The organism is Sorangium sp. So ce385 (assembly GCF_051474135.1).
Taxonomy (GTDB): domain Bacteria; phylum Myxococcota_A; class Polyangia; order Polyangiales; family Polyangiaceae; genus Sorangium; species Sorangium cellulosum_D.
This window is the reverse complement of record NZ_CP150337.1, coordinates 6,271,501-6,293,012: the sequence shown is the minus strand read 5'-3', so window position 1 is coordinate 6,293,012 and position 21,512 is coordinate 6,271,501. Positions and strand designations below refer to the sequence as shown.

Genomic DNA, 21,512 nt, shown 5'->3' with positions numbered 1-21,512 from the left:
TCACCGACCCCCGGCGCCCAGCCGGTGAGCCAATCGGAGGTGCCACCGCCCCCCGGGATCTGGAGCGTCCCCGCGTGGACCGGCCGGAACCTGGCCTCGCGCGAGGATCTGCTCGCCGAGATCGGCGCCACGCTCGCGCGGCGCGGCATGGCGCCGCTCTGCGGGCTCGGCGGCACCGGCAAGACCATGCTCGCGATCGAGTACGCGCACCGCAACGCCAGCGCTTACGACACGGTCTTCCTGATCGACGGCCAGAGCCCGGCGACGATGGACGCCGGCTTCGCGGCGCTCGCCGCCGAGATGCGGCTGCCCGATCACGAGCAGCTCGATGCCGCGCGCGCGGTCGCGGCGGTGCGCAACCGGCTCGGGCGCCGCGGGCGCTGGCTCCTCCTCTTCGACGGCGTGCGCGACCCGAGCGAGGTCGAGCCCTACGTGCCGAGCGTCTCGCACGGCGGCCACATCCTCGCGACGTCGCAGAACCCGATCTGGCGCGGGCTGACGACGGTGACCGTCCGCGGCATCGAGCGCGGCGAGTCGGTGGCCTTCCTGCTCCGGCGCACCGGCGAGACCGACGCGGAGTCGGCCGACGCGCTCGCCGAGGAGCTCGGCGACCTGCCGCTCGCCCTGGCGCAGGCCGGCGCGTACATCGAGGAGACCGGGCGCCCGCTCGCCGAGTACCTCGCGCTGTTCCGCCAGCGCCCGGCCGCGCTCCTGGAGCGCCCGGTCAGCTTCCCGGTGACGGTCGCGACCGCGTGGGAGAGCGCGCTCGCCGCCGTGTTCAGCCACCAGGCCGCGGCGGAGCTCCTCAGCCTCTGCTCGTTCCTGCCGATGGACCAGATCCCGCGGCGGGCGCTGAGCGAGTACGACCCGCTCGCGCTCGACGACGCGATCGCGATGCTGCGGCTGCACTCGCTCATCGAGGTGCGGCCGCACGCGCTCAGCGTCCACCGCCTCGTGAAGATCGTCGTCCGCAACCAGCTGCGGCGGGACGATCGGCGTCAATGGATGGAAGCGGCGCGCCGCATCGTGCAGGCTTCCGGCAGGTTCCTCCCCGGCACGGAAGAGGAACGCGAAGGTAGGACGGAGCCGGATTCTGGGTAAGGCAAACCCCCGAAGAAGCCATGGAGGTTCGACCCGCATGTATCCGCCGAGAGCGTCACAACCCGTCCCTTCCTGGGCCTTTCCCGAGCGCGTATTCTCGTTGCGCTCCAGGTCCGTCGTGAGACCTTAAGGCCCGCGAGAGGAACTATGGTTGCCTTGGCGACGAGCCCCGCCGATCTGTTCTTCTCCTACTCCCCGAGGGACGAGGACCTGCGGCCCAAGCTGGAGACCCACCTCGACGCGCTGAAACGGCAGGGGGTCATCCGGACGTACCAGGGCTTCGCCCTCGGCGGCGGGCGGGAGCGGAGAGAGGCGTTCGCGGCGAGGCTGCGCGAAGCGCGGGTCGTGCTGCTGCTCGTGAGCGCGGACTTCCTCAACACCGACGCGTGGCTCTCCCCGGAGCTCCGGGAGGCGATCGCCCGGCACGAGGCGGGGGAGTGCCGGGTCATCCCGGTCATCCTGCGGCCCTGCGCCTGGGAGAAGACGGCGCTCGGCAAGCTGCAGCCGCTGCCCCACCGCGCGCGGCCGGTGACGAGCTACCCCAACCAGAGCGAGGCCTTCACCGAGATCGCGAAGGGGATACGGAGCGCCGTCCGCGAGACGGAGCCGCCGACCCAGCGGCCGGCCCCCCGGCGGCAGTCGAGCTCGCCCGACGCAGAGCCGCACATCAAGAAGCTGCCGCCGCGCAACCCGAGCTTCACCGGGCGCGACCGGCTCCTCGACGAGCTGCGGAGCGCGCTCACCACCGGCGGGCCCGCGGCGCTCACGCAGGCGATCAGCGGCCTCGGCGGGATCGGCAAGACGCAGCTCGCCGCGGAGTACGCGCACCGGTACGCGAGCCAGTACAACGTCGTCTGGTGGGTCCGCGCCGAGGAGCCGGCGACGACGGCCGAGGACTTCGCGCGCCTCGCCGCGGCGCTCGACCTGCCGGAGCAGAACGAGGCCGACCAGCGGATCGCCATCGAGGCGGTCCGGTCGTGGCTGTCGCGCAACGACAAGTGGCTCCTCGTCTTCGACAACGTGAACGATCCGCGGGACGTCGCCCCGTACCTGCCGCACCCGCGCACCGGGCACATCCTCATCACCTCGCGCAACCCGAGCTTCCGCGGCATCGCCACGCCGCTCACCGTGCCGGCGCTCGATCGCGCCGACTCGGTGAAGTTCCTGCTCGAGAAGACCGGGCAGAGCGACGAGCGCGCCGCGGAGAGGCTCGCCGAGACGCTCGGCGACCTGCCGCTCGCGCTGGTGCAGGCGGCGGCGACCATCAAGGAGACGGGGTCGTCGATCGCGACCTACCACGCGGTCTTCGGCGACCACCAGCGCGAGCTCTTGCTGCGCGGCGTGCCGATGGACTACCCGACGCCGGTCGCCACCACCTGGGGCCTCGCGTTCCAGGAGGCGCAGCGCTTCTCGCCCGTCGCCGTCGATCTCCTGAGCCTGTGCGCGTTCCTCGCGCCCGACGACATCCCGCGCGAGGGCCTCGCCGACGCCGCGCCGCACCTGCCGCCGGCGCTCGCGGAGGCGCTGAGCGATCCGCTGATGCTCGACGAGGCGGTCGCCGCGCTGCGCCGCTACTCGTTCATCGACGTGCACGAGGGCGCGCTCTCGGTGCACCGGCTCGTCCAGGCGGTGGTGCGCGATCGCCTCTCGCCCCAGGACCGGCGGATGTGGGCCGAGGCGGCGGTCCGCCTCGTCGACCACGCGTTCCCGGAGAGCAGCGACGACGTCGAGACGTGGCCCTTCTGCGCCCGGTGGCTGCCGCACGCGCTCGCCGCGGCGAGCCAGGCCGAGGCCTACGACGTCGCGAAGGAGGTGCGCGGGCGGCTCCTCGCGCGGTTCGCCGTCTACCTGCAGGGGCGCGCGGCGTTCGCGGAGGCGAAGGGGTACCTGGAGCGGGCGCTCGCGCTGCACGAGGCGGTGTACGGCCACGACGATCCGAAGGTCGCCGCGGTGCTGCGCAGCCTCGGCAGCGTCCTGCACGATCTCGGCGACCTCGGCGGCGCGCGGGCCCACCTGGAGCGCGCGCTCGCGATCGACATCGCGCGCTTCGGCCCCGACCACCCGGACGTCGCGCGCGACGTGAACGACCTCGGCAGCGTGCTCATGGATCAGGGCGACCTGCCCGGCGCGCGCAAGCACCTGGAGCGCGCGCTCGCGATCGACGAGGCGACGTACGGCCCCGACGACCCGAGCGTCGCGATACGGCTCAACAACCTCGGCGCGCTCTTCCGCGACCTCGGCGACTTCGCGGGCGCGCGCGTGCACCTCGAGCGGGCGCTCGCGATCGACATCCGCGCCTACGGGCCGGATCACCCGACCGTCGCGATCGGCCGCACGAACCTCGGCCGGCTGCTCCACGACCTCGGCGACCTGAAGGGCGCGCGCGAGCAGTTCGAGGAGGCGCTCAAGATCGACGAGCACAGCTACGGCCAGTACCACCCGCGCTTCGCGCTCGCGCTGAACAACCGCGGGCGCGTGCTGCGCGACCTCGGCGACCTCGCCGGGGCGCGCGCCGACTTCGAGCGGGCGCTCGCGATCGTCGAGGACACCTACGGGCCCGATCACCCCGACGTGGCGCGGGACATCAACAACCTCGGCAGCGTGCTGCGCGATCTCGGCGACCTCGAGGGCGCGCGGGCGAACTTCGCGCGCGTGCTGAGGATCGCCGAGGCGACCTACGGGCCGGATCACCCGGCCGTGGCGATCGGCTGCAACAACCTCGGCAGCGTGCTGCAAGCGCTCGGCGAGCTGCCCGGGGCGCGCGAGCAGCTGGAGCGGGCGCTCGGCATCGCGCAGGCGACCTACGGCCCGGATCACCCGGTCGTGGCGAGCATCGTGAACAACCTCGGGCGCGTGCTGCAGGCGCTCGGCGACTTATCGGGCGCCTGGCAGCAGATCGAGCGCGCCGTGGCGATCGCCACGAAGGCGCTCGGGCCGTCGCACCCGTCCGTGCAGATCTTCTCGCGGAACCTGGCGCGCCTCGGCGACGCGCTCGGCGGCGGCGCCGAGGCGACCTGAGCGCGAGCTGACGCCGGGGGAGATCCCCGGCGTCCGCTGCGTCCTGGCTGAGCGCTGGTCGAGGCGCGCGGAGGATCAGCCGATCAGGATCTGCGTCGGGTGCTCCAGCAGCTGGCGCAGGACCTTGAGGAAGGTCGCGCCGACCGCGCCGTCGACGACGCGGTGATCGCAGGAGAGCGTCATCGCCATGCGGCGGCCCGGCACGACCTGCTCGCCGCGCACGACGGGCTCGCGGCGGACCTGGCCCACGGCGAGGATCGCGCCCTCGGGCGGGTTGATGACGGCCCCGAAGTTGTCGATCCCGTACATGCCGAGGTTCGAGATCGAGAACGTCCCGTTCGCCATCTCCTCGGGCCGCAGCTTCTTCGACTTGGCCTTCCCGGCGAGCTCCCGCACCTCGGTGGCGATCTCGAGCACCTGCTTGCGATCGGCGTCGCGCACCACGGGCGTGACGAGGCCCTCGGCGACGGCGACCGCCACCGAGATGTCGACGCGCCGGTGGACGAGGATCGCGTCCGAGGTGAACTGCGCGTTGCACTCCGGCACGCGCACGAGCGCGATGGCGCACGCCTTGACCAGGAGATCGTTGAAGCTGACCTTGGCCGGCTTCTCGCCCTCGGCGGCGGTCGCCGCGAGATCCGCGTTGATCTGCTCGCGCAGCGCGTTCAGCGGATCGGCGTCGACGTCGATCGAGAGGTAGAAGTGCGGGACGGTCTGCTTCGACTCGGTGAGGCGCCGGGCGATCGCCTTGCGCATCATGCTGAGCGGACGCACATCCGGCGCGGCGAGCTCGCCGGGCGCGGTCGGCGCGGCCGCCGCCGCGGCCGGCGCCGGCTTCAGCCCCTCGAGGTCGCGCGCGACGATGCGCCCGCGCGGGCCCGATCCGGCGACGCTGGTGAGGTCGAGCCCGCGCTCGCGGCCGAGCTTGCGCACGTACGGCGACGCCCGCACGCGCCCGTCGGACGCCGGCTGCGGCGCGGCCGGCTGCGTGGGCGGCGAGACCGCCTCGCCGCGCGCCGCGGGCGGCGCGGCCGTGCCGGGCGCCTCACCGCTCGGCGCCGCGCCGCCGGCCGGCTGCGCGGCGGGAGCCCCCTTGGGCTCCGCCGCCGCCGGCTTCTGCGCCGGAGCGCCGCCGCCGCTCCCCCCGGCCAGGGCGCTTACGTCCTCGCCCGGGTTGCCGATGATCGCGACGGGCTGGCCGAGCTGAACCACGCTGCCCGCAGGCACGAGGATCTTGAGCAACGTCCCTCGATCGAAGGACTTGTACTCCATGGTCGCCTTGTCGGTCTCGACCTCTGCGAGCAGATCGTCGATGTCGATCTTGTCGCCTTCCTTCTTGTGCCAGGCACTGATCTGCCCCTCCTCCATGGTCGGGGACAGCTTCGGCAGTTCCAGAACCTTCGCCATGGGTCTATCAACCTTGATCGGGGATGTGCGTCCGCTCAGTCAGCTTTTGTAGAGAACGCGGTGAACGTTTTCGATGATCCGCGCCGCCTGCGGGATCACGTACTGCTCCAGCCGTGCGTTGTAGGGCATCGGGACGTCGAGCGTCGTCGCGCGCAGGACGGGCGCATCCAGCTCGTCGAACGCGAGCCGCTGGATGCGATCGGCGACCTCGGCGCCGACGCCGCCGTACGGCCACCCCTCGTGCGCCACGACGGCGCGGTGGGTCTTCGTGACGCTCTTCACGATCGTCTCCTCGTCGAGCGGGCGCAGCGAACGCAGGTCCACGATCTCCGCGCTGATGCCCTCCTTCTCGAGCTCCGCGGCCGCCTCGAGCGCCACGTGCACCATCCGGCTCCACGAGATGATCGAGACGTCGGTCCCCTCGCGCACGATCGAGGCGACCCCGAGCGGCACGATGAAGTCGGGGTCGTCGGGCACCTCGCCCTTCACGCCGTAGAGCGTCTCGCTCTCCATGAAGAGCACCGGGTTGTCGTCGCGGATCGCCGACTTGAGGAGCCCCTTCGCGTCGGCCGGCATCGCGGGCGCGAGCACCTTGAGGCCGGGGACGTGCGCGTAGAAGTGCTCCATCGAGTGCGAGTGCTGCGAGCCGACCTGCCGCGCCGAGCCGTTCGGCGCCCGCAGCACGAGCGGGATGCTGAGCTGCCCGCCGGACATCTGCCGGAGCTTCGCCGCGTTGTTGAGGATCTGGTCGAACGCGACGGCGGAGAAGTTCCACGTCATGTACTCGACGATCGGCCGCAGCCCGACCATCGCGGCGCCGATCGAGATGCCGGTGAACCCGCTCTCGGTGATCGGCGCGTCGATCACGCGCTTCGCGCCGAACTTCTCGAGCATCCCCTCGGTCACCTTATAGGCGCCCTGGTAGTGCCCGACCTCCTCGCCGACGAGGTACACCCGCTCGTCGCGCTCCATTTCTTCGATCATGGCGGCGCGAACCGCCTCCCGGAATCTTAGGACGGTCATCGCGCAAAAGGTCCTGCATAGGTTGTGGGCTCGAGCACCTCGGGCCCGGGTTCGGGGCTCTCCTCGGCGAAGCGGACCGCGTCGGCGATCTCCTCTTCGACCTCCTTCTCGATCGCCTCGAGGGCGTCCTTGTGCCCCTTCTCCTCGAGCTCGACGCGCGATCGCAGGAGCACGTCCTTCTTCTTGCGCTCCTCGAGCTCCTCCTTCGTCCGGTACTTGCCCGGATCGCTCATCGAGTGGCCCCGGAAGCGGTACGTCCTGATCTCGACCAGCGTCGGCTCCGAGTGCTTGCGCGCCCGCTCGATGGCCTCGCCGAGGCGATCGCGCACCTGGAGGACGTGCTCGGAGTTGAAGCGATCGCGCTCCATCCCGTAGGCGAGCGCCTTCAGCGAGACGTCCTCGACCGAGAGCGTGCGGGAGAGCGGCGTCCCCATCGCGTACTCGTTGTTCTCGCAGACGAACACGATCGGCAGCTTCCAGAGCGCCGCGAGGGACATGCCCTCGTGGAAGTCGCCGATGCTCACCGCCCCCTCGCCGAAGAACACCATCGAGACCCGGTCCTCGCCGCGGTACTTCGACGCGAACGCGGTCCCGACGGCGATGGGGATGTGGCCGCCGACGATGCCGTAGCCGCCGAGCATGTTGTGCTCTTTGTCGAAGAAGTGCATCGAGCCGCCGAGCCCCTTCGAGCACCCGGTGACCTTGCCGTAGAGCTCCGCCATCGCGGCGCGCGCGGTCATCCCGCGGGCGAGGGCGAGGCCGTGATCGCGGTAGGTCGTCATCACGTAGTCGTCAGGGCGGAGCGCCGCGGTGGCGCCGACGGCGATGGGCTCCTGACCGATGTACAGGTGAAGGAACCCGCCGATCTTGCTCTGCGCGTACGCGCGGGCCGCTTCTTCCTCGAAGCGGCGTATCTGAAACATCTTTCGGTAGAGCGACAGATGGAGATCGTCGCCGTTTGTCAGGGTAGTCATCGCGGGGATCTCAAGGGGCAGAACAGCGTTCCAGACGGTCGCCAGCGCGGCGGTCGGCGTGAGCGTGAGCGACATGCCGGGGCCCGCGAGGGACCCGACCAGGCGCTCGACGTCGAGCCGTTCCGGACAGCGACGCCGCTTACCCGGGCTCCTTTAGGTGAGTTTTTTCCTCGTGACAACGCCACCGCGATCTCTGCCGTTCAACGCGCAGCAGCATCGGCGGCTCCAGCGTCGGGCGCGTCGGGTGTGTCCGGCGCGGTGTCGGTGGTCTCCGGCGCGTCGAGGTCGTCGACCTCGGGCTCCGGCGTCCCTGCGTCCGCGCCGTGCTCGTCCTCGGGGAGGGTGACCGACGCGGGCCGGCTCGGGTCGCTGCCCGGCGGGCTGGCGCTGGGCTCCGCGCTGCCCGCCGCGCGCGGCGTGGATGATGATGATGACGCGGCGGGCGGCGAGGTCTCCGCGGCCCCGTGCTTCGGGCGCGCCGGCCGCGCCGAGGGGACGGCGCTCGGCCGCGGCGCCGCGGACGACGCGGCCGGCGCCGCCTGCGCGGGGGGCTCCTCGACCGGCGCGTCTGTCGATCGCATCGCCGTGCGGACGAGCAGGACGGCCGTCGCCACGACCACGGCCGCGCCGAGGACGACCTGACCCATCTTCCGCTCGCGGGGAGGGAAGTCGTCGCCGATCGGATCCGCGCGCACCGCGCCCGGCTCCGTGGACAGCGCCGCCGTCGCGGCGACGGAGGCGTCCAGCATGCGCCTCGGCAGCTGGCTCGAGGCCGCCCACTCCAGGCTGTCGGCGAACGCGGCGCCGAACGCCTCGCAGCTCGGGTACCTGTCCTCGGGCCGCTTCGACAGGCCGCGCGCGAGCACCTGATCGATCGACGGCGGCGCGCCGACCTCCTGCGCGATCGGCGGCGGATCGTCGCTCGCGATCTTCGACGCGACCGAGACCGCGTCGTCGCCCGGGAACGCGCGCTTGCCGGAGATCGCCTCGTACATCACGGCCGCGAGCGAGAACTGGTCGCTCTCGGGCGAGAACTTCCCGGCGCGGAACGTCTCCGGCGCGCTGTACGCGGGCGTGCCCATGAGCCCCCCCTGGTGCGTCAGCGTCGAGTCCGGGATCCTGGCGATCCCGAAGTCGGCGATCTTGCCGCCGTTCGCGGAGAGGATGATGTTCTCCGGCTTGATGTCGCGGTGGACGATGCCCGCGCGGTGCGCGATCGTGAGCGCCTCGCCGAGCTCGCGCGCCAGCCGCGCCGCCTGCGCGGCCGAGAGCGGGCGCTCGAGGAGGTGCTGCTTCAGCGTCGGCCCCTCGACGTACTCGAAGACGAGGTAGAGCCCGAAATCCGGGTCCTCGCCGACGTCGTGGAGCGTGACCAGGTTCGGGTGGGTCACGCGGGCGGCGGCGCGCGCCTCGTGGCGCATCCGCACGACGAGCTGCTCGCGGACGTCGCGCGGGATGCGGAGATCGTCCCGCAGGTGCTTCAGCGCGACGTCGCGATCGAGCACCGGATCGTGCGCGAGCAGGACGCGCCCCATCGCCCCCTCGCCGAGGAGGCGCTGCACGCGGTAGCGGCCGAGGGCGGCGGGCAGCACGGCGCCGTCGCTCGGCGGTGCGAGCGCGCCGTGGCCGCCATCGGGGGACGAGGATCGAGGCACGTCGCGTCGGTTCTATCCGTCCAGCGGCCCCGGCGGAAGGCCTGGCCGGCGTCCCGCTTCCGGTTATGCTCTGCCGCGGCGCGCTCCAGGTCGACGGGCGGCGCTCGAGGCGCTTGCGGCGGCGGTTCCCGCAGGGCCCGGCGGCACGCGGTATCCAGCGAGGGCGCAGCGAGTACAGATGAGCACCGAGAGCGCGTCGAAGCCGGCCCGAGCCGCCGGAGCACCCAAGAAGCGAGGCAAGGCCAAGTACATCGTGCTCCTCGCCCTCGTGTTCGCCGTCGTGCTCGCCCAGCAGACCGGTCTCCTCGGCTTCGGGCTGGCGCACCTCCGCGCGGCCACGTTCCCGAAGGACGAGTCGCTGCTCGAGTATGTCCACGGCAGCGCTCCCGGCGTGGTGATCGTCGACCCTCACCAGCTCGATCTGAAGGCGCTCGGCGCGGAGGGCGGCGCGGTGCGGCAGCACATCGAGCGCACCCGCGACGACATCAAGAAGGCGACGGGCATCGATCTCGGCTTCGACGTCGACAAGCTGGTCCTCTCCCCGTCGCTCGTGGTCGCGCGCGGGCGCTTCGACGAGCAGAAGCTCGCGGCGCGCCTCGCGGAGCACAGCTACGTCCAGGCGGAGTACAAGGGCGTGAAGTACCTGCTCCGCGCCGGCGAGGACGCGATCGCCGTGCGCGACGGCTCGATCCTGCTGTACGGCGCCGAGCCCGACCTCCGCGCGAGCATCGACGCCGAGGAGGCCGACGCGTCGCTGGCGAGCCGGGAAGAGGTCACCTCGCGCCTCGCGCACATCGGGTGGGATCGCCCCCTCCTGGGCGTCGCCCTGCTCTCCGAGAGCAAGCCGAGCCTCCGGGCGATCCTCACCGGGTCGACCGGCCCGCGCGCCGTCACGGTCGGCGTCTCGACGAAGGGGGGCCTCTCGACGACCGTCGCGATCGACGCCGCGTCGGCCGACGCGGCCGAGGAGCTCCGGAAGCTCCTGGAGGAGAAGCGCGCGAACGTGGACGCGCTGACGGCGCTGGTCGGCCCGGAGCCCGGCGCGGCGCTCGCCGAGGTCGCGAAGCGCGCGACGCTCGCGGTGGATCCGGCCGCGGCCCGGCTCACGGTGCAGATGGACGTGCGGCCCGAGGAGCTCGATCGGCTGGCGAAGGCCGGCCAGGCGGCGGCGGGCTCGCTCGGGGAGATGTACAAGAACGTGCGGCTGCTCCAGCTCCTCGCGCCGGGCCCCTGACGCCGCTCGGTCCCTGACCGGACTCCCGGTGGGCGGAGCTAGGGCTCGGCGCAGCGCGGGCACCGCGCCTCGACGCGGTCGGTCGCGCTCTTGACGCGGGTGCGCGCGGCGTCGCACCGCGCGTCCGCGTCGCCGGCCAGCCCGCAGAGGTGCTGCGCGGCGCGGCTCATCGACGCGAGCGCGCGGCACGCGGTCTCGCACGGCGCCGCCGACATCGGCGCGGCCTCGGCCTTCTTGGCCGGGTGCCCGCCGGCCGTGGTGGTCGACCGCGTCGACGGCGCGGGGGCGCTGCCGGCGGCCTCCGCAGACGCCGCGCGCGGCGGCGACGGCGCCGCTGCCGGCGGCGGCGCTCCCGCCGGCGCTGCCTGCGCCGCGGCGCGGTCCTCCTCGTGAGCGGCCGGTACGCCGAGGGCCTGGTCGAGCTCGCCTTCCGCGCGCTCGAGCGCCGCGAGCGCGTCCTCGGCCGTCTCGATGGAGCCCTCCTGGCGCGGCGCCGCGGAGGCGACGGTGCTGGCCGGCTCCGGTGCCGCGGGCGCATGCGCGGGGGAGGCGCCGCCGCATCCCGAGAGCGCGACGGCGCTGATCCACAGGGGGGCGGCGGCTACAGACCAGGCTCGGATTCTGTTCATCGGTCCTCCTGCGCCTGACGCCCGGGCCGCGGCTTTCGGCTCATCGCGGCGCCGCCAGGCGCGCCGCGCGCTGGGATCCTGCTCGCGCCGGAGCGCAGGTTGACGCCCGCTCCGTGCGCTATGCTCGCGGGCGATGAACCTGCTTCGATCGATCGGCGCCCTCGTTCTGGCTCTCGGCCTCGCCGCAGGCTGTCAGCGGAGCAGCTCGCGCCGGCCTCCGTCACAGCCTACGTACGGCCAGGGCTACCCTCCGTACGGCGCGCCCCCGCAGGGCTACCCGCAGCAGCAGCCCGGCTACCCGCAGCAGCAGCCCGGCTACCCGCAGCAGCAACCCGGCTACCCGCCGGCGCAGACCGGGCCCGCGCCGGCGCCGACCTTCTCCGTGCCCACGGTGCCCGGGCTGCCGGTGCTCGGCGACCCCATCAACGACATCAACATCGGCTGGCTCCAGTCCGAGGCCGGCGTCGTCATGGGCGCGCTGATCGGCGCGCTGCCGTCGGGCGCGCAGCAGAAGGTGAAGGGCATCCCCTTCATCGCCGATCCGACGGTCGGCGAGGTGAACGCGTTCGCCGGCTGCGACGACCAGCGGATGCCGTTCATGGCGATCACCGACGGGCTGCTCGAGGTGCAGGCGCAGATCGCGCAGTTCAAGGCGACCGACGAGATCTTCGGGACGAGGAAGCTCGACGAGTTCCTGCGGATGCTCGCGCAGCGGCAGCGGCCCGGGCAGCCGATCATCCGGCCGCCGATGGGCTTCATCGACCCCGCGCAGCACACGGACGCGCGCAAGGTCGAGCGGCAGCGCCAGCTCTACCAGGAGCAGCTCGCGTTCGTGCTCGGCCACGAGCTCGGCCACCATCACCTCGGGCACACGGGCTGCGCGAACGGGCAGGGCGGCAGCCGCGGCGTCACGCCCGCGGATCTCGGGCGGATGCTGTCGCGCGCGCTCCCCGTCTTCAACCAGCCGAACGAGATCGCCGCGGACGTCGCGGGCGTGAACAACCTGCTCTCCGCCGGCGCGCGGCGGCAGGGGTACCGGTGGACCGAGGGGGGCGCGATGCTCACGCTCGGCTTCTTCGCGTCGCTCGATCAGCTCACGCCGGCCACGATCCTGTTCGCCTTCGAGCAGACGCACCCGCACCCGGCGCTGCGCCAGCCCATCGTGCAGCAGACCGCGAACACGTGGCGGCTGACCGGCGGCACGCCGGTGTTCACGTTCCCCGGCCTCGGCGGCTGACCCGCGATTTCTCCGCGGCCCTGCGCGCTCGCGAGCGCTCGCTCGGGGCGCCCGCGCGCTGCTTCGGCTTGACGCGACCGCGCGGCGCTCCTCCCATCGGCGTCGAAAGGAGTCATTCATGCAAGCAGGGCTTGGGATCGAGGACCTCAAGGAAGGGACGGGCGCCGAGGCGAAGCACGGCCAGCTCGTGACTGTTCACTACGTCGGCACGCTGACGGACGGCAGCAAGTTCGACAGCTCGCGCGACCGCAACCAGGGCTTCTCGTTCAAGCTGGGCGCCGGGCAGGTGATCAAGGGGTGGGATCAGGGGGTCGCCGGCATGAAGATCGGCGGCGTCCGCAAGCTGACGATCCCGCCGGAGCTCGGCTACGGCGCTCGCGGCTTCCCGCCCGTGATCCCGCCCAACTCGACCCTCATCTTCGAGGTCGAGCTGCTCGCGCTCAAGTGATGCGCCGCGTTGCCCCCGCAGCGCCGGCCGCGGCTCGCGATCGGCGCGCGGGGCGGCGCGCGCGCGTCTCGCGGCGCGCGTCTCGCGCCACGAGACGCGCGCCGCTCACGGCTTGATGGGCGCGCCGCACTCGACGCAGAAGCGGTTGCCGATGAACAGCTCGTGCTTGCAGTGCGCGCACCGCGCGACGCGCACCTCGGTCTGGCGCTTCGCGGGCTTCGCCGGCGGGGCTTCCTTCACCGGGGGCGCCGGCGGCCTCGGCTCCGCCGCGACGGCCACGTAGCGGCCGGAGCCAGCGGCCGCCCGGGAGCGCCGGTCCGTGAACGGCGCGGCGGCCACGCGCGACATCGCGCCCGAGGCGCCCTGGGCGTGGCTGCGCACGCCGTTGCCCGCGACGGAGTGGATCGGCTGCGCCGCGATGCGCTCGTCGCCCGAGGAGGCGACGGCGTCGAGCTCGGCCTCCTCGGCCCGGGCCCGCGCCGCGCGGACCTGCGGCGGCGGGAGGATCGCGCCGAGCTCGTCGATGTGGTGGGGCCGGGTGTCCTCGAGCTCCGCGCTGTCGGGCTGCCGCTCGTCCTCCGCCTCCGGCAGGATGCGGACGATCAGCGCCGAGATGTTGTCGGTCCCGCCCGCCTCGTTGGCCATCTCGATGAGGAGCTCGCAGGCCTCGTGCGGGTCCTGGGTGACGTCGAACACATCGAGCATCTGCTGCTCCGAGACCATCCCGCTCAGCCCGTCCGAGCAGAGCAGGAAAGCGTCGCCGGGCTCGATGCGCTCCGAGCGGATGTCGACCTTCACCGCGTCCTTCATGCCGAGCGCGCGCGTGATGATGTTCTTCGGGAGCCTCGCCAGCTCGTCCTGGCTCAGGTCGGGCTTGAGCGCGAGGGCGTCGTTGATGAGCGAGTGGTCCTTCGTGAGCTGCTCGATCTCGCCGTGCCGGATCCGGTAGCAGCGGCTGTCGCCGACGTGCCCGACGTGGATCCGGTCGGTCTCGCGCGACACGTAGGCGGCGACCACCGTGGAGCCCATGCCCTGGTGCTGGGTGTACGTGTTCGAGATGACGAACACATCGTGGTTCGCCTTGCGGATCGCCGCGACGACGCGCCGTGCCTCGGGATCGAGCTCCTGCTCGTCGGCGGGGACGGGGCCGGGCAGGCTGCCGGCGCGGGTCGCCTCGAAGAAGTTGTCGAGCGATTTCGTCGCGAGCGCGCTGGCGACGTTGCCCGCGTTGTGCCCGCCCATGCCGTCGGCCACGACGAAGAGACCGAGCTCGGACTTCACGAGGACGTTGTCCTCGTTGTGCTTCCGCTGGCGTCCAACGTCGGTCACGGCAGCCGCGACGGGTCGGGTGCGGCTGCTCGTCCTGAACTCGCCCATTCGCGGCTGATTATACCCGTCCGGCCCCCCGGACCGCCCACATTCCGGCTGCTTTACCGGCGGACCGCCCCCGGGGAGCCGGCCGCCTGGACGGCGATCCTCCGAGACGTACCGGCCGAGACGGCGGATGTACGCGCACCCCGGGGCACGGGATCCAGCGCGAGGCGCAGGCCGAACTGGAAGAATCCGTACGCGGTGGCACCGGAGTCCTCGCCCGGGCGCGAGAGGTAGGTGCCGGCGTCGAGCTCGGCGAACACCCCGACGCCAAAGCTCGACACGGGGTAGAAATCGCCGCCCAGCGCGATGCGGGCGACGTCGAGCCCATGGAATACATGGTCGGAGGCTGTCGGCCCCGCGGCCGACTCGTCTTGCCATGTAAGGACGGCCCGCCGGTAGCCCACGCCGTAGCTGATCCACGGGTCGACGGCGATGCCCTGGGCGAGGTGGTAGACGAACCCGAGGCCGATATCGAGGCTCCGGCCGGAGCAGCCGTCGCAGCCGGCGGCCGCGGAGAGCAGGGCGTAGGAGCCGCTCGCTTCCACGACGGTCACGCGGCTCAGCCCGAGGCCGATGTTGGCGCCGAACGCGAGGCCGCCCGCGACCTTCTCGCTGACCGGCTGGCCGGCGGCCATGCTGCCGAAGGGCAGGCTGTAGCCGGCGCGTCCCTGGAGCAGGACGTGCCCGCTCCGCTCGTCCGGCCCGGCGGGGCGCTTCGCGCCGGCTTCCGGCCCGGGCTCCTCGTCGTCGTCGACGGCGGCCGACGTGTCTCGATCTGCTGGCTGGGCGAGGGCCTGGTTGGCCGAGAGCACCCAGGCCGCTGCCACGGCGCCGAGCGCCGGCGCGATCCACCCTGTTGAGCGCGATGCCACGAACGGCCTCTAGAACAGCGCGGTCCCGAGCGCAAAGGGGGTGACGGGCCGGCGCGAGGAATGTCGACGCGGCGAGGCGAGGGAGGCGAGCGACGCAACTGCGCCCCGCGCGCCGACGACAGACCTCCTGGACCATGGACAACGCACCGACCTGCAGCGAAGAGGATCGCGATTTCAGGCCCGTCACGCCCGTTCACCCCGCCGCGCCCGTCACGCCCGCCGCGGCGCTGCGGAGGGGGCTCGCGGGGGCGCCCGGCGATCGGCCGGGCCCGAGAGCTCGGGGCGGCGAGGCCCGGTCGATCCGGGACGCCACGCTCGAGCTCGTGGAGGATGGCGAGGCGCTCGCCACGGTGTGGCTCCGCTGCGATCAGAGCGGCTGGAGCGCGCCGGTGCGGATCGCGGTCGGGCCGGGCGCTGAGCTCATCGTGGGCAGCGCCCCGGCGGCGGACGTGAGGATCGACGACGTCGCGGTGAGCGCTCGCCACTGCCGGGTCGCGCACCGCGGCGCCTCGATCGAGGTGACCGATCTCGACTCGCGCAACGGCGTCCGCGTCGGGGGCGTGCGGGTGCGGCAGGCGATGCTCGTTCCTGGCGGCTGCTTCGAGATCGGCCGCACGGCGGTGTGCGTCGAGGCGGCGCGGCGGGTGCCGCCGATCGAGGAGGGGCCGCCGCTGCCGTCGCTCGTCGGCCGCTCGCGGCCGATGCGGCAGCTCGCCGCGGCGGTGCGGCGGGTGGCGCCGCTCCAGCTCCCCGTGCTCCTGCGCGGCGAGTCGGGCACGGGCAAGGATCTGGTCGCCCGCGCGATCCATGCGATGAGCGCCCGGGCCGACGGGCCGTTCGTGGTGCTGAACGCCGCCACGATCCTGCGCGACATCGCCGAGTCCGAGCTGTTCGGCCACCGGCGGGGCGCGTTCACCGGCGCGCATCGGGACCGGCGGGGCGCGTTCGTCGAGGCCAACCAGGGCACGCTCTTCCTCGACGAGATCGCGGCGCTCTCGCTGGAGGTCCAGGCGAAGCTCTTGCGCGTCGTGGAGGAGGGGGTGGTGCGCCCGCTGGGCGGGGAGGGGTCGACGCAGGTCAACGTGCGGCTCATCGTCGCGACCTGCGAGCCCCTGGAGACGCTCGTCGCCGAGCGCCGCTTCCGCGCGGACCTCTACGAGCGGCTCGCGGTGTGCCGGATCCACCTCCCCGCGCTGCGCGAGCGGCCGGAGGACATCCCGCTCCTCGCCGAGCACCTGCTGGCGACGTCCGAGATCGGCCCGCGGCAACTGTCCCCCGGGGCGCTCGTCGCGCTGCGGGCGCACCGCTGGCAGGGCAACGTCCGGGAGCTGCGGAACGTGCTCATTCAAGCTGCGTTGCGCGCGCACGGCCGCGTGCTGCCGGAGCACATCACGGCCGTCCTCGCCGATCGCGAGCCGCCGGTCCGGCGGAAGATCTCGCCCGCGGACGCGCTCCGCGCCTTCGAGGAGGTGGGGGGCAACATCAGCGCCGCGGCGCGGCTCGCGGACGTCCCGCGGTCGACGATGCGGGATCTGCTGCGGGCCGCGAGGGAGCGGTGAGGGTGGGGCGGGGCGCTCTTTCCGCGCGCACGCGCCGGCGGGGGGCTGTGCGCGGCGGCGCGCGGGTGGGCGCTCGGCCGTCCGCCAAGACTGGGACGGGAGAGCTTGCGCTGAGAACACCGCCCGGCATGTCTCCCTTCGGGCCTTGCCACCTGGGACGTTTCGTTGCGCGCCACACAAGGCGCGCCTGAGACGTGGAGCCCGCTGGGTCCTTATGGCACCTCGGTCGGTGCTCGCCGCGCCCACCCGCGCGCCGCCGCGCACAGCCCCCCGCCGGCGCTTACGCCGTCGTAGGAGGAGGGCCGAGCTGCAGGCGACGAGGCGATCCTCGTGCTAGGGTTCCCCCGAAGCCACCCGACGCTGCAATGGCGGCCCGGCCTGCGCCGGTCCGTAGCGCGTCCCTGGTGGCTTGCGCGACCCGAGACCACCGGGACGACCTTCATGGTCGCCGAGGCTCGGCGAAACATGGCTGGAACGACGTCGGCGTCCACGACGCTGCCCCTCCTCTCGTTCGTTCTCCGCAACTACAAGAATTTCAACGCCCGCGCGACGCGCGACGCGCTCCTCGCCTACTGGGAGCACATCGAGCGCGGCGGAAAGATGTTCTGGGCCGTGGCCGGGGCGATGTCTTCGGCCCAGCTCGGCATCACCCTGGCGCCGGCCATCCGCGCCGGCCTGATCCACGGCATGTCCGTGACCGGCGCCAACCTGGAGGAGTCGCTGTTCCGCCTCGTGGCGCATGACGGCTACCGCGACTTCCCCGACTACCGTTACTTCACCAAGCAGGACGACACGCGGATCCTCGAGGACCGGATGCGGCGCGTGACCGACACCAGCATCCCCGAGGACGAGGCTTTCCGCGCGGTGGAAAAGCACATCGTCCCCATGTGGGAGCGGGCGACGGCGAGCGGCGAGCGCCGCTTCTGGCACGAGTACTTCTACGAGCTGGTCCGGGCGGTCGAGCCCGCGCTCCACCGCGGACCGCCCGAGGAGTGCTGGTTGCTGGCCGCCGCGGAGGCCGGGCTGCCGCTGGTGGTCCCGGGCCACGAGGACTCGACCTTCGGCAACATCTTCGCGTCCTACGTGAGGCGGGGCGAGTGCTCCCCGAGCATCGTGAAGTCGGGCATCGAGTACATGGCCGCGCTGTACGATCAGTACCGCGCGCTCAGCGCGGGCGCGGGCGTCGGGTTCTTCCAGATCGGCGGGGGCATCGCGGGGGACTTCCCCATCTGCGTGGTGCCGTCGCTCAAGTACGATCTCGACGAGCCGGCCCGGCCCTGGGCCTACTTCTGCCAGATCTCCGACTCGACGACGTCCTACGGCTCGTACTCCGGCGCCACGCCCAACGAGAAGATCACCTGGGACAAGCTGACCGCGGACACGCCCATGTTCGTGATCGAGTCGGACGCCACCATCGTGGCGCCGCTCCTGCTCGGAGCGCTCCTCGAGTGCAAGCGCCACCCGGCCGAGGCGCGGGCCATCATCGAGGCGCGCGGCGCGTGAGCGTCGGCGGGTTTCCGTAACCCAGCAGCTCCCGGCGCCCTGCCAGCAGCGCCCGGCGCCTCCCCGGCAGCCCCGGGATGCCTGCCAGCACCCGCTGGTAGGGCTCCGTGGACCTGCTGGTACGGCTCCCCGGACCTGCTGGTACGGCTCCGTGGACCCGCTGGTAGGGCTCCGTGGACCCGCTGGTACGGTTCCCCGGACCTGCTGGTACAGCTTCCCGGACCTGCTGGTACGGCTCCTTGGACCCGCTGGTACGGCTCCTCGGACCTGCTGGTACAGCTTCCCGGACCTGCTGGTACGGCTCCTCGGACCTGCTGGTACGGCTCCCCGGCGCTGCTGACACGATCCCTTGGAGGTCTCGGCGGCGCTGGCCGTGTTCCCGGGCCGCTGGCTGCGCGCGCCGGCCCGCTGGGGCGCATCCCCGGCGCGCCGGCGCAGCTCCCCTGCGTCGACACCGTGCTTCCGGACGGCCGCATCTTGCCTGGAGCGGCCGCGAGCTCTGCTGTGGTGATACGCCTGGCCGCTCGCCACCCCACCGGAGGTAGGTTCATGGGAATCGAACTGTCGCAAGAGCAGCACGCCGTCCTGAAGGAGACCCGCGCGGTCGCGACCCCCGCGGAGTTTCAGGCCCTCCTCGATGCCGCGCGGCCCGAGATGGACCGCATCGTCCGCGAGGTCATGGAGCCGAGCCAGCCCATCTCGATCACCCTCACGGAGCTCCGGGACCTCTACCTGGCCGTCGTCCAGTACGAGGCGGCGCTCGCGAGCAAGGCCTACGGCCCCGAGCGCCGCGCGCTGCTCCGCGGCGCCATGCAGCTGCTCGACACCGCGAACCTCTGGTTCGGCGAGGGCAAGCGGACCGGCGCCTACCAGGTGCGGCCCATCGACCAGGTGATCAAGGCGAGCCGGCCGTGGCGCGCGCGGCTCAAGGCGTTCGCCGACCAGGCGTTCGCGTTCGAGCCGGACGTCGCCGAGCAGTTCGCCGACGTGAACACGAGCGGCACGCTCGCCGAGGAGACCAGCGATCTCGCCATGCTGCTCCGGCTCGCCAAGCAGCACCAGGCCCGCCTCGCGCCCGTCGGCCTCACCGAGGACTTCCTGCGTGAGGGCAGCGCCCTGCTCGACGAGGTGAGCGGCCGCGACCTGCTCGGCATCCTCGGGCTGCGCAACCGGGAAGAGGCGATGGTGCTCCGCAACTCCATCGTGACGTATGCCACGCTGCTCGGGAACGAGGCGCGCGCCGCCGGCGTCAACGCCTGCTGGGACATGCCCGAGGCGAAGCGCCGCTTCAGCGCCACCTCGTTCCGCAACGCCCTGCGGAGGCTCCGCCCGAAGCGCCGCGGCAGCGCCGCCGCGCCGGACGAGCCGGCACCCGTCGAGCCGAAGCCCGCCGACGCCAAGTCCGCCGAGCCGAAGCCCGCCGAGCCGAAGCCCATCGAGCCCGCGCCGGTCTGAAGCCACTCCCGATCGAGAACGCGGCGTGCCAGCGCTGCGGACGCGCCGTAACCCCGCTGTCACGCTGGCAGGAGCGCCTGACTCAACCGGTCGCGCTCCGCCAGGGCTAGGCTCTCCGCCGGGAAGACCCGATGGATGGCTCGATGCGCTGGCTCATGCTCATCAGGTATCGCTGCCCCTCCGTTGTCCCTCGAATCTCAGCTCCACGACGGCGAGGCTACCTAGCGGCGAACACGGCTCAACCGACGCGGACGGCTCGCGCGGCGGTCCGCCTGCGCGAGCCGCCGCAGATGCTCACACGCGCGACGCCACGGGCCCCAGGCCCTCTTCGTCTCCCGTCTTCCGTCCCCCATCTCCCGTCTCCCGTCCCCCGTCTTCGTGCGCGTCCATCGTGCGCGTGCGCGTGCGCGATTCCCCGGAATCAGCGCGCACGCGCACGGAAGAGCTAAGACGAGATACGGGGACGAGAGACGGGGACGAGAGACGGGGACGAGAGACGGGGACGAGAGACGGGGACGAGAGACGGGGACGAGACGGACGACGATGTGTCAGTCCGAGCTAAAAACCGCTCTAGAAGGTCCCCGCGACGCCGAGGGCGGCCTGACCGGGCGCCACGAACGGCGCGATCGCCGTGATGCGCGGGCCGCCCGACGCGGTCTGCTGCTTCTGGGGGTACCAATCGATCATCGCGTACGTCGCGGTGCCGACGACCCCGACGCCGAGGAGGACCCACCCGGTGATCGCCCAGGGGAGCGCGCCGTCGTAGCGGTCGAGCTCATCCCGGAGGGTCCCGCACGCGGTCTGGAAGCCGGGGAGGTCGCCCGAGGGATCCTCGCGCGCGCCGCACGGCTGCGACCTGCGGTTTGCGGGGATCGTGCTCTGGTGGCTCGCGACGTACGCCTCGATCGTCTGCCCGACCTCGTCGGCGTTGCCGCGCGCGTTGACGACGATCGCCGAGCCGACGATCCCCATGACCAGACCGACGCCCGCGACGCCGGTCCCCACCCAGGCGAGCGGCTTGCGCGCATACCAGTGGAAGAACGGCTCGCGACCGCCGGAGGTCTGGTCCGTGCCCATCGTGCCCAGCGTGCCGCTCGTCGAGACGCTGAGCCCGCCGGACCCCGTCGCCGCCGCCGGAGCGCCCGGCGCCGTCGCGCCGGGCACCGCTGTGCCGGGCGCCGTCGCGCCGGGGGCCGCTGTGCCGGGCGCCGTCGCGCCGGGAGCCGCTGCGCCGGGCGTCGTCGCGCCGGGCGCCGGCACGCCCGGGGTCGTCGCCCCCGGCGTCGGCGAGCCGGGGGCCGGCTGCGCGGTGCCCGGCGGCGTGGCCCCGGCCGGCGCGCCCGGGGTCGGCGTGGTCGGCAGCGCCCCCGGCGCGGGCGTCGGCGCGGTGGCGGCGGGCGCGCCGGTCGTTCCCAGGGTGAGCGTCGCCGGCGTGGCCGTGCCGACCTTCGCGTCCACCTGGACCGTCGCCGAGCGGTCCTGGTAGGTCGCGAACAAGGTGTGCTTGCCGGGGGCCACGAACACCGGATCGAGCAGGGGCGCCTTGCCGACGAGGACGCCGTCGACGCTGATGTCCGCGCCGTTCGCGTCGGCCGTCACGATGATGAAGCCGGTCCGCCGCTTCACGTCGGCGAGCGCCTTCTCGGCGGCGGCGCGCTGGTCCGGGGTCGCGGTGGTGTGCTCGCGCAGGAACTGCTGGAGGTGCTTGCCGGCGTCCTCCAGGTGATTGGAGCGAAGCTCGCTCTGCCCGAGGTTGAGCAGCACGGCCGGGTGCCGCTTGAGCGCGTAGACCTGAAGAAACGCCGTACGCGCATCCTCGAACCGGCCGGCGTCATACGCCTTGACGCCGTCCTCGTAGCGCTGGCGCGCGACCTCGGTGACGGGATCGGACGACTGCGCGAAGCAGAGCGGCTCGCCGAGAAGAGAGGAGGGGAGCCCGGCCTCGGTGAGCACAGCAGGAGCGATGAGCGAGAGCAGGAGAACGGGGGCGCAGGCGCGTGTTTTCATGGCTCCTCAGGTCGCG

At 72.9% G+C, this 21,512-nt stretch carries 16 protein-coding genes; 8 read left to right on the top strand and 8 right to left on the bottom strand.

Annotation, left to right across the window (positions count from 1 at the left end):
• Window positions 1–24 precede the first annotated feature (24 nt).
• Together WME83_RS22925 and fxsT are read left to right on the top strand one after the other, a co-directional pair.
• Window positions 25–1,101, top strand: a complete 1,077-nt coding sequence (locus WME83_RS22925) for an ATP/GTP-binding protein (protein ID WP_437321418.1) — start codon at window positions 25–27, stop codon at window positions 1,099–1,101.
• 147 nt (window positions 1,102–1,248) lie between these two features.
• Complete coding sequence (gene fxsT / locus WME83_RS22920; protein ID WP_437321417.1) at window positions 1,249–4,119, top strand: FxSxx-COOH system tetratricopeptide repeat protein; 2,871 nt, start codon at window positions 1,249–1,251, stop codon at window positions 4,117–4,119.
• 75 nt (window positions 4,120–4,194) lie between these two features.
• On the opposite strand, the gene WME83_RS22915 is transcribed toward fxsT, so the two are convergent.
• From WME83_RS22915 to WME83_RS22900, 4 genes are all read right to left on the bottom strand, one after another.
• On the bottom strand, window positions 4,195–5,526 hold the full coding sequence (locus WME83_RS22915; protein WP_437321416.1) for a pyruvate dehydrogenase complex dihydrolipoamide acetyltransferase: 1,332 nt from the start codon (window positions 5,524–5,526) through the stop codon (window positions 4,195–4,197).
• A gap of 39 nt (window positions 5,527–5,565) precedes the next feature.
• On the bottom strand, window positions 5,566–6,549 hold the full coding sequence (locus WME83_RS22910) for a pyruvate dehydrogenase complex E1 component subunit beta (RefSeq protein ID WP_437321415.1): 984 nt from the start codon (window positions 6,547–6,549) through the stop codon (window positions 5,566–5,568).
• Window positions 6,546–7,523 carry a pyruvate dehydrogenase (acetyl-transferring) E1 component subunit alpha gene (gene pdhA / locus WME83_RS22905; protein WP_437321414.1) on the bottom strand — a complete coding sequence of 326 codons (978 nt, stop codon included), beginning with the start codon at window positions 7,521–7,523 and terminating at the stop codon, window positions 6,546–6,548. Before pdhA ends, WME83_RS22910 begins: the two co-directional genes overlap by 4 nt.
• A gap of 200 nt (window positions 7,524–7,723) precedes the next feature.
• Entirely contained in the window at window positions 7,724–9,178 is a 1,455-nt protein-coding gene (locus WME83_RS22900) for a serine/threonine-protein kinase (protein ID WP_437321413.1), read from the bottom strand.
• A gap of 178 nt (window positions 9,179–9,356) precedes the next feature.
• Between WME83_RS22900 and WME83_RS22895 the strand changes: the two genes are divergently transcribed.
• A complete protein-coding gene (locus tag WME83_RS22895) occupies window positions 9,357–10,412 on the top strand; it encodes a hypothetical protein (protein ID WP_437321412.1) in 1,056 nt (351 codons plus the stop codon).
• A gap of 38 nt (window positions 10,413–10,450) precedes the next feature.
• Here the strand turns inward: WME83_RS22895 and WME83_RS22890 are convergent, their stop codons facing one another.
• Entirely contained in the window at window positions 10,451–11,041 is a 591-nt protein-coding gene (locus tag WME83_RS22890; protein ID WP_437321411.1) for a hypothetical protein, read from the bottom strand.
• A 133-nt stretch (window positions 11,042–11,174) separates the two neighbouring features.
• Between WME83_RS22890 and WME83_RS22885 the strand changes: the two genes are divergently transcribed.
• Both WME83_RS22885 and WME83_RS22880 read left to right on the top strand, forming a co-directional pair.
• On the top strand, window positions 11,175–12,278 hold the full coding sequence (locus tag WME83_RS22885; protein ID WP_437321410.1) for a M48 family metalloprotease: 1,104 nt from the start codon (window positions 11,175–11,177) through the stop codon (window positions 12,276–12,278).
• 118 nt (window positions 12,279–12,396) lie between these two features.
• Complete coding sequence (locus WME83_RS22880; protein ID WP_020736495.1) at window positions 12,397–12,726, top strand: FKBP-type peptidyl-prolyl cis-trans isomerase; 330 nt, start codon at window positions 12,397–12,399, stop codon at window positions 12,724–12,726.
• 105 nt (window positions 12,727–12,831) lie between these two features.
• Here WME83_RS22880 and WME83_RS22875 read toward each other — a convergent pair whose 3' ends face one another.
• Both WME83_RS22875 and WME83_RS22870 read right to left on the bottom strand, forming a co-directional pair.
• Window positions 12,832–14,103 (bottom strand): Stp1/IreP family PP2C-type Ser/Thr phosphatase, encoded by a 1,272-nt coding sequence (locus WME83_RS22875; protein WP_437321409.1) that lies wholly within the window; start codon window positions 14,101–14,103, stop codon window positions 12,832–12,834.
• 53 nt (window positions 14,104–14,156) lie between these two features.
• Window positions 14,157–14,972 carry a hypothetical protein gene (locus WME83_RS22870; protein ID WP_437321408.1) on the bottom strand — a complete coding sequence of 272 codons (816 nt, stop codon included), beginning with the start codon at window positions 14,970–14,972 and terminating at the stop codon, window positions 14,157–14,159.
• A gap of 134 nt (window positions 14,973–15,106) precedes the next feature.
• On the opposite strand from WME83_RS22870, the gene WME83_RS22865 reads away from it, so the two are divergent.
• The 3 genes from WME83_RS22865 (at window position 15,107) to WME83_RS22855 (ending at window position 19,489) form a co-directional block, all read left to right on the top strand.
• Window positions 15,107–16,531 (top strand): sigma 54-interacting transcriptional regulator, encoded by a 1,425-nt coding sequence (locus WME83_RS22865; protein WP_437321407.1) that lies wholly within the window; start codon window positions 15,107–15,109, stop codon window positions 16,529–16,531.
• A gap of 465 nt (window positions 16,532–16,996) precedes the next feature.
• Window positions 16,997–18,034: a deoxyhypusine synthase family protein gene (locus WME83_RS22860; RefSeq protein WP_437321406.1), complete on the top strand. Its 1,038-nt coding sequence runs from the start codon at window positions 16,997–16,999 to the stop codon at window positions 18,032–18,034.
• A 549-nt stretch (window positions 18,035–18,583) separates the two neighbouring features.
• On the top strand, window positions 18,584–19,489 hold the full coding sequence (locus WME83_RS22855) for a hypothetical protein (RefSeq protein ID WP_437321405.1): 906 nt from the start codon (window positions 18,584–18,586) through the stop codon (window positions 19,487–19,489).
• Window positions 19,490–20,059: 570 nt separating this feature from the next.
• On the opposite strand, the gene WME83_RS22850 is transcribed toward WME83_RS22855, so the two are convergent.
• Window positions 20,060–21,496, bottom strand: a complete 1,437-nt coding sequence (locus WME83_RS22850) for a hypothetical protein (RefSeq protein WP_437321404.1) — start codon at window positions 21,494–21,496, stop codon at window positions 20,060–20,062.
• Between the last annotated feature and the right edge of the window lie 16 nt (window positions 21,497–21,512).

Excerpts from the sequence above, each read along its gene's own strand:
- fxsT (WP_437321417.1), top strand. The coding sequence starts at position 1,249 with ATGGTTGCCTTGGCGACGAGCCCCGCCGATCTGTTCTTCTCCTACTCC.
- WME83_RS22915 (WP_437321416.1), bottom strand. The coding sequence starts at position 5,526 with ATGGCGAAGGTTCTGGAACTGCCGAAGCTGTCCCCGACCATGGAGGAG.
- WME83_RS22910 (WP_437321415.1), bottom strand. The coding sequence starts at position 6,549 with ATGACCGTCCTAAGATTCCGGGAGGCGGTTCGCGCCGCCATGATCGAA.
- pdhA (WP_437321414.1), bottom strand. The coding sequence starts at position 7,523 with ATGACTACCCTGACAAACGGCGACGATCTCCATCTGTCGCTCTACCGA.
- WME83_RS22895 (WP_437321412.1), top strand. The coding sequence starts at position 9,357 with ATGAGCACCGAGAGCGCGTCGAAGCCGGCCCGAGCCGCCGGAGCACCC.
- WME83_RS22890 (WP_437321411.1), bottom strand. The coding sequence starts at position 11,041 with ATGAACAGAATCCGAGCCTGGTCTGTAGCCGCCGCCCCCCTGTGGATC.
- WME83_RS22885 (WP_437321410.1), top strand. The coding sequence starts at position 11,175 with ATGAACCTGCTTCGATCGATCGGCGCCCTCGTTCTGGCTCTCGGCCTC.
- WME83_RS22880 (WP_020736495.1), top strand. The coding sequence starts at position 12,397 with ATGCAAGCAGGGCTTGGGATCGAGGACCTCAAGGAAGGGACGGGCGCC.
- WME83_RS22875 (WP_437321409.1), bottom strand. The coding sequence starts at position 14,103 with ATGGGCGAGTTCAGGACGAGCAGCCGCACCCGACCCGTCGCGGCTGCC.
- WME83_RS22865 (WP_437321407.1), top strand. The coding sequence starts at position 15,107 with ATGGACAACGCACCGACCTGCAGCGAAGAGGATCGCGATTTCAGGCCC.
- WME83_RS22860 (WP_437321406.1), top strand. The coding sequence starts at position 16,997 with ATGGCTGGAACGACGTCGGCGTCCACGACGCTGCCCCTCCTCTCGTTC.
- WME83_RS22855 (WP_437321405.1), top strand. The coding sequence starts at position 18,584 with ATGGGAATCGAACTGTCGCAAGAGCAGCACGCCGTCCTGAAGGAGACC.
- WME83_RS22850 (WP_437321404.1), bottom strand. The coding sequence starts at position 21,496 with ATGAAAACACGCGCCTGCGCCCCCGTTCTCCTGCTCTCGCTCATCGCT.